1 pseudogene is annotated in these 548 nt (G+C 63.7%); it reads left to right on the top strand.

From position 1 onward, the window contains the following. A pseudogene (locus THIDRDRAFT_RS23430) lies at positions 1-548 on the top strand (transposase family protein); the annotation flags it as partial.

Below are 548 nucleotides of genomic sequence, written 5' to 3'. Positions count from 1 at the left end.
CATCCACCCCGACGGCCTCGCGCTCAGCGCTCGATCGTTGCTTGCGCCGCCACGGGGTCGTCCAACATTAAGGCGCTGATCCCGCAGGACGCGGATACCGCGAAGCGCTTGGTGAAGACCTTCAAGGACTACGCCCCGGCTTCGTCCACGTTGACGTCAAATACCTGCCCCAGAGGCCCGATGAAGACCGCCGCAGATACCTCTTCGCGGCGATCGACCGCGCCACCCGCTGGGTCTACGTCGAGATCCTCGACGATAAGTCGGCGGCCTCGGCGAGCGCCTTTCTCGAGCGCCTTGTGAGCGCTCGCCGACGGGGCGACATCGCTTCGATCAAGTCTGCGTCAAGCACACCATCGCGCATCGCTTGATCAAACCCAGAACCTCGCAGGCCAGCGGCATGGTTGAGCGCTTCAATGGACGCATCGCCGAGGTGCCGGCCACGACACGCTTCGACTCCTACCAGAGCCTCGAGCAAACCATCACCCGCGACGTCCAGGTCTGCAACCAGCACATCCCCCAAAAAGCACTCGGGCACATTGCCCCGATTC

The organism is Thiorhodococcus drewsii AZ1, from assembly GCF_000224065.1.
Classification (GTDB): domain Bacteria; phylum Pseudomonadota; class Gammaproteobacteria; order Chromatiales; family Chromatiaceae; genus Imhoffiella; species Imhoffiella drewsii.
This window is presented reverse-complemented; position numbering and strand designations above follow the sequence as displayed.